Source organism: Dokdonella sp., assembly GCF_035703485.1.
Classification (GTDB): Bacteria; Pseudomonadota; Gammaproteobacteria; order Xanthomonadales; family Rhodanobacteraceae; genus Dokdonella.
Genome location: NZ_DASSYD010000153.1, coordinates 1 through 5,786, shown reverse-complemented (window position 1 = coordinate 5,786; position 5,786 = coordinate 1). Strand labels below are relative to the sequence as shown.

The 5,786-nt window shown below is 59.1% G+C and carries 5 protein-coding genes; all 5 read left to right on the top strand.

Translation table 11 applies throughout. The features are described 5' to 3' along the window. Positions 1-250 precede the first annotated feature (250 nt). The 5 genes from VFN25_RS12035 to VFN25_RS12015 all read left to right on the top strand — a co-directional run bounded on the left by VFN25_RS12035 (position 251) and on the right by VFN25_RS12015 (position 5,629). The gene (locus VFN25_RS12035; RefSeq protein WP_325142219.1) at positions 251-1,543 is read left to right on the top strand and encodes a nucleotide sugar dehydrogenase; all 1,293 of its coding nucleotides are present in this window, start codon (positions 251-253) and stop codon (positions 1,541-1,543) included. A 13-nt stretch (positions 1,544-1,556) separates the two neighbouring features. After that, complete coding sequence (locus VFN25_RS12030; RefSeq protein ID WP_325142217.1) at positions 1,557-2,564, top strand: NAD-dependent epimerase; 1,008 nt, start codon at positions 1,557-1,559, stop codon at positions 2,562-2,564. Between the two features lie 69 nt (positions 2,565-2,633). Next, positions 2,634-3,254, top strand: a complete 621-nt coding sequence (locus VFN25_RS12025; protein WP_325142215.1) for an XrtA/PEP-CTERM system exopolysaccharide export protein — start codon at positions 2,634-2,636, stop codon at positions 3,252-3,254. A gap of 6 nt (positions 3,255-3,260) precedes the next feature. Next, complete coding sequence (locus tag VFN25_RS12020) at positions 3,261-4,841, top strand: XrtA system polysaccharide chain length determinant (protein WP_325142213.1); 1,581 nt, start codon at positions 3,261-3,263, stop codon at positions 4,839-4,841. Further along, on the top strand, positions 4,838-5,629 hold the full coding sequence (locus VFN25_RS12015) for a CpsD/CapB family tyrosine-protein kinase (protein WP_325142211.1): 792 nt from the start codon (positions 4,838-4,840) through the stop codon (positions 5,627-5,629). Before VFN25_RS12020 ends, VFN25_RS12015 begins: the two co-directional genes overlap by 4 nt. Positions 5,630-5,786: the final 157 nt, after the last annotated feature.

Here is a 5,786-nt window from a genome sequence, read left to right as displayed (position 1 = left end):
TCGGTTAGGCGACACCTGTCTGCGCGCAGCTCTTTGTTGCGCTGGCTTGAAGCACGGCCAGTGCATCTGCGCCAGCGCGCCGCGATCTGCACGCAGACAGGCGTCGTGACGATTGCGCCACTTGATCAGCGTTGCCCTAGGTCAACAGTCGGCTAAAGGCGAACAACCCCTTGTCACTCCGGCCGACCCGGCGTCCTCAACCAGGCTCCCAATTGCTAAACTTGGCGTTGGACTTCGCCGGAACCGATCCATGGCAATTGCTGACCTGCCCCATCCCGATGAGCTTCATCCCGCCATCATTGGCCTCGGCTATGTCGGTCTGCCACTGGCGGTCGGCTTCGGACGACAACTCGACACCCTCGGCTTCGATATCAACCTGGCGCGAATTGCTGATCTCAATGCGCACCGCGATCACACCCTCGAAGTCAGTTCCGCCGAGCTCGAAGCCACTACACGCCTGACATTTTCATCCGACCCGCAAGAGCTCACTCGCTGCAATGTCTTCATCGTCACCGTGCCCACGCCGATCGATGATGCGAAACGGCCTGATCTGCGCCCACTGGAGGCGGCGAGCCGCACCGTTGGTCGTGCCATTCGCCGAGGTGGCGTGGCCATTTTTGAATCGACTGTCTATCCCGGCGCAACCGAAGAAGTGTGTGTGCCAATCATCGAACAGGAATCCGGCTTGCGCTTCAACGAGGATTTCTTCGTTGGCTACAGCCCCGAACGCATCAATCCCGGGGACAAACAGCACCGCCTGGAATCGATCATGAAAGTGACTTCGGGTTCGACCGCCGAAACAGCGGAATTCGTTGACGCGCTTTACCGACGCGTGATCACCGCCGGCACGCACAAAGCCTCCAGCATTCGTGTCGCCGAGGCCGCCAAGGTCATCGAAAATACCCAGCGCGACCTCAACATCGCCCTGGTCAACGAACTCGCCTTGATCTTTGATCGCCTTGGCATCGATACCTGCGAAGTGCTTGCGGCGGCCGGGACGAAGTGGAACTTCCTGCCATTCCGACCTGGCTTGGTCGGCGGCCATTGCATCGGTGTCGATCCCTACTACCTGACCCACAAGGCGCAGCAGATCGGCTATCACCCCGAGGTCATTCTGTCCGGACGCCGCATCAACGACAGCATGGGCAGCCACATTGCCCAACGCGTGATCAAGCGCATGATTCAGCGTCGCGTGCATGTGGCCAATTCGAACGTGCTCATCCTGGGTCTCGCCTTCAAGGAAAACTGTCCGGATTTGCGCAACACGCGTGTCGTCGATGTGATTGGCGAATTCCGCAACTTTCACGCCAATGTCGATGTGCATGACCCCTGGGTCAACGCCGCCGAGGCCCACCACGAATACGCGCTCGATCTGGTCACCGAGCTCGAACCCGGAAAATACGACGCCATCGTGCTTGCAGTCGCGCACCGGCAATTCATCGAAATGGGCGGTGAAAAAATACGCACCCTCGGCAAACCGGACTGCATCGTGTTCGATGTGAAGAACGCCCTGCCGCGTGATGCAGTCGACGACCGCCTCTAAAAGGAGTGATTGAATGCGTGTACTGGTGACCGGAGCAGCCGGTTTTATCGGCTCGGCCTTGAGCGCGCGCTTGCTTGCGCGCGGCGACGAGGTGCTTGGCTATGACAACGTCAATGACTATTACGACCCGACGCTCAAGGAAGCTCGTCTTGAGCGATTGACTCCGCAGCCGGGCTTCACTCTGGTCCGGGCCAGCCTGGAGGATCGCAGTGCGCTTGAAGCGGCTTTCGCCGGATTCCGTCCCGAGCGCGTGGTCAACCTGGCCGCCCAGGCCGGGGTGCGCTACTCGCTGGAAAACCCGCACGCCTATATCGACAGCAATATCGTCGGCTTTACCAATATCCTCGAAGCCTGCCGCCATGGCGGTGTCGAGCATCTGGTGTACGCGTCATCAAGCTCGGTCTACGGGGCCAACCGCAAGTTGCCATTCTCGGTGCAGGATCCGGTCGATCACCCGGTCAGCCTGTACGCGGCAACCAAGAAGGCCAATGAATTGATGGCGCATACCTACAGCCATCTGTTCCAGTTGCCGACCACCGGATTGCGCTTCTTTACCGTCTATGGTCCGTGGGGCCGCCCGGACATGGCCTTGTTTCTGTTCACCCGCAAGATTCTCGCCGGCGAGCCGATCGAGGTCTTCAACCACGGCAAGCACACGCGCGATTTCACCTATATCGATGATATCGTCGAAGGTGTCATGCGCACACTTGATCGGGTACCCGGCGGCGATTCCAGCTACGACCCATTGCAGCCGACGCCGGCATCGTCGTCTGCGCCGTATCGGGTCTATAACATCGGCAACCATCAGCCGGTCGAGTTGTCCCACTACATCGACGTCATCGAAAAGTGCGTCGGCCGCAAGGCGGAAAAGATCCTGCTGCCATTGCAACCCGGCGATGTACCGGACACCTTCGCCGATGTCACCGAATTGACCCGGGATACGGGCTACGCGCCCGCAACCACCGTCGAGCAAGGCATCGCGCGCTTCGTCGACTGGTATCGCGCTTATTACCAGGTTTGAACGCGCGGAAATGAGCTGACAATGTGATAGATTTCACACTTTAAGAGGCGTAGGTACAAAGGAGCTTCCATGAAAATCATGAGCCGCTATTTTGCAATCGCTCTGTCACTCTTGCTCGCCGCCTGCGCCACCGGGCCGAGGCCAGGCAGCGCCCCACAGGTCAATCACGAGGCTCAGGCTGTTGATACCTATCTGATTGGTGTCGACGATGTCGTTCGCGTGGCGGTCTGGCAGAACCCGGATTTGAACGTAACCGTACCGGTGCGGCCGGATGGACGGATTTCGGTTCCGCTGGTTGGTGACGTTGAAGCAGGCGGGCGCACCGCGGAAGAGGTAGCGGCCGAAATCAAGACCGCGCTGGCGCAGTTCGTGCGCAATCCGCAGGTCACCGTGATCATCGATCAGCTGCGCAGCCATGAGTATCTGTCGCGAGTTCGCGTGACCGGTGCGGTCAGGACGCCGATTTCGGTGCCTTACCGACAGGGCATGACGATCCTGGATGCCGTCCTCGCTGCGGGCGGAACCAACGAGTTTGCCGCAGCAGACCGGACCGAGCTCTATCGCAAGGAAGGCGATAGCACACGCGCATTCGCCATACGACTGGATCGCATTCTGGAAAAAGGCGATCTTGATTCGAATTATCCGGTACAGCCTGGCGACGTCATTACCGTTCCCGAACGGGCATTTTGACCGGGAATGAAAGCGCCACTGCGCACAACCGATGCAACCATGCTGAATACCGCACCCACGCCAATGGTCGAAATGTTGCCGACCTTCCTTCGTGAAGGCCGCCGTTACAGTTTGACCCTGACCCTGATATTTGCCGCCATTGCGATCGCATCGCTGGTAGTCGGCATGGTTTGGCCAAAATCCTACGTGGCCACGACATCGATACTGGCGCAGAGCAGCGACATCATCACTCCACTGCTCGAAGGCCGCGCCGTACCCACCGGCGTGACGGACCGGGCCGGCATGGCCCGCCAGGTGATATTCGGGCGCAAGGTTCTGACCGATGTACTCGAAACGGGTGGCTGGATGAAAACTCATCCGACTCCGATCGAGCAGGATCGGATCATCGAGCAGATCAAGGATCATACCCAGATCAACAGTCCGCGACCGGAACTGGTCCAGATCACTTATCGCGATTCGGATCCGCAGCGCACCTTTGAGGTGACCCGGCGTTTCGCTCATTTGTTTATCGAGGAAAGCCGCGCGGCCAAGGAGCGCGAAAGTCGTGACGCTTTCGAGTTCATCGACAATCAGGTGACCAATTACCACAAGAAGCTGACTTCGGCCGAAGCCGGCCTGCTCAAGTACCGCTCCGAAAACGCGGATGCCCAGCCGGGCAGCGCAACCGATGCCAACTCGCGAATCAGCGCACTGCGTACCCAGGTCGAGCAGGCGCGCACCGATCTGATGGAACAGAAGTCACGCGAAGCCGCCCTGCTCTCCCAGCTTTCGGGAGAGTCGGAGGTGACTGCGGTGCAGACCCGTGAAGGCATGTACCGGGCGCAATTGATCGATTTGCAGAACCAGTTGGACCGATTGCTGCTGACCTACACCGACCAGTACCCGGATGTGGTGCGCACGCGCATGCAGATGGAAGACATCAAGAAACAGATCAAGCAGGAGCAGGAGCGTAGCAGCCGGGCCAAAGACGGCAAGCAAACTCTCTCCGACGACGCCCAATTCAACCCGCTTTACCAGACACTCAAGGGACAACTGGCCAATCTGCGTCAGGAAATGGCAGCGACACGATCGCGCATGAGTTCCAACCAGAACATGCTCAATGACGAACTTGACCGCAGTCGGCGCATCGCCGCATCGGAGAGCGCGCTGGCTGAGCTGACCCGCGATTACGAGGTCAATCGTGACATCTACCAGGATCTGCTCAAGCGTCGCGAAAATGCACGCGTATCGATGGTTCTTGATGAAGAGCAGCGTGGCCTGACCTTTCGTATCCAGGACCCGGCCATTCTGCCGCTGCGACCCTCCGGACTGCGCCTGGTCCATTTCGCGCTCGGCGGCATGCTGCTGGCCCTTGCCGTTCCCTTCGGACTGCTCTACGCCCTGGTCCAGTTTGATCCGCGCATCCGCAGCGCGCGCCAACTGGAGCGCACAACAGGTCTGGTTGTCCTCGCCAGCATTCCGACGTTTTCCACGGCGCGTGAAAGAATGCGTACACGGCTACGCCTGGGCTTTTCCGGGTTGCTTGTTGTCGCCGTCGTTGCAGCCTATGTCCTTGTCTACTGGTCCAGAGTGATGAAATTTTCATGAGCGGTTCGCGCGAAGAACTGGATCCAACCAACCCTGTCGCACTAACCAGTGCGACCAGGAGCAGCGGGCGCAGCAGCGGCATTGCCCAACGCGCCATCGCCTCGCGCTCAATCGCGAAGATGGCCGAACCCTACGCACTTACGCGGCGGATTCTCGACGATCGTCGTCTGATTCACCCCGAACAATCCGTTCGCGCCAGAACCGATGCGTTTCGCGAAATCCGAACACGCCTGCTCGCTCTTGGAGGTGACTCCAACTTCATCACCATGGTGGCGCCAATCAGCCCGTGCTCGGGTGGCAGTTTCGTCGCTCGCAACCTCGCCATTGCATTTTCCTTCGACGAGGCTCGAACTGCCTTGTTGATCGATTGCAATTTGCGCAATCCCTCGCAACATGTGGCGCTGGGGGTTGAGCCTGGCGCCGGCGACTTGATCGATTATCTGGAGAATCCGGATATTGGCGTGGAAAAAATCCTTCGCCACACCGGAATACCACGGCTTCGCCTGATTCCCAATACAAGCAAACGCGAGATGAGCGGTGAGTATTTTTCGTCGTTCGGCATGCGTACCCTGCTCGACTCGCTGCGCGATCGCTACGCTGATCGCTATATTTTTCTTGATGGCCCGGCGGTCAAGGGATCGCCGGATGCGCGCATTCTTTCCGAGCTCGCGGACTTTGTTGTTCTCGTGAGCGGCAGCGGCAGGGATTCGCCAAGCGCGATTCGTCGACACGTCGCCGACTTCGACCCGAACAAGCTCGCCGGAGTCGTTTTCAATCAACTGCCCTGAGCGGCAGCAACGGGAGGTTCTGACATGCGCATAGTCAGTGTTCTGATGCTTGCTCTTCTGTTGGCCGTTTTCTCGCCCGCGGTCCTGGCCGTCCGTCTCGATTACACGGCGGAAATCGGCTATCTGCACAGCGACAACATCAATCTGAGCGCACTAG

Bases quoted from the DNA above. Each gene is read 5' to 3' on its own strand.
- VFN25_RS12035 (WP_325142219.1), top strand. From the start codon at position 251: ATGGCAATTGCTGACCTGCCCCATCCCGATGAGCTTCATCCCGCCATC.
- VFN25_RS12030 (WP_325142217.1), top strand. From the start codon at position 1,557: ATGCGTGTACTGGTGACCGGAGCAGCCGGTTTTATCGGCTCGGCCTTG.
- VFN25_RS12025 (WP_325142215.1), top strand. From the start codon at position 2,634: ATGAAAATCATGAGCCGCTATTTTGCAATCGCTCTGTCACTCTTGCTC.
- VFN25_RS12020 (WP_325142213.1), top strand. From the start codon at position 3,261: ATGAAAGCGCCACTGCGCACAACCGATGCAACCATGCTGAATACCGCA.
- VFN25_RS12015 (WP_325142211.1), top strand. From the start codon at position 4,838: ATGAGCGGTTCGCGCGAAGAACTGGATCCAACCAACCCTGTCGCACTA.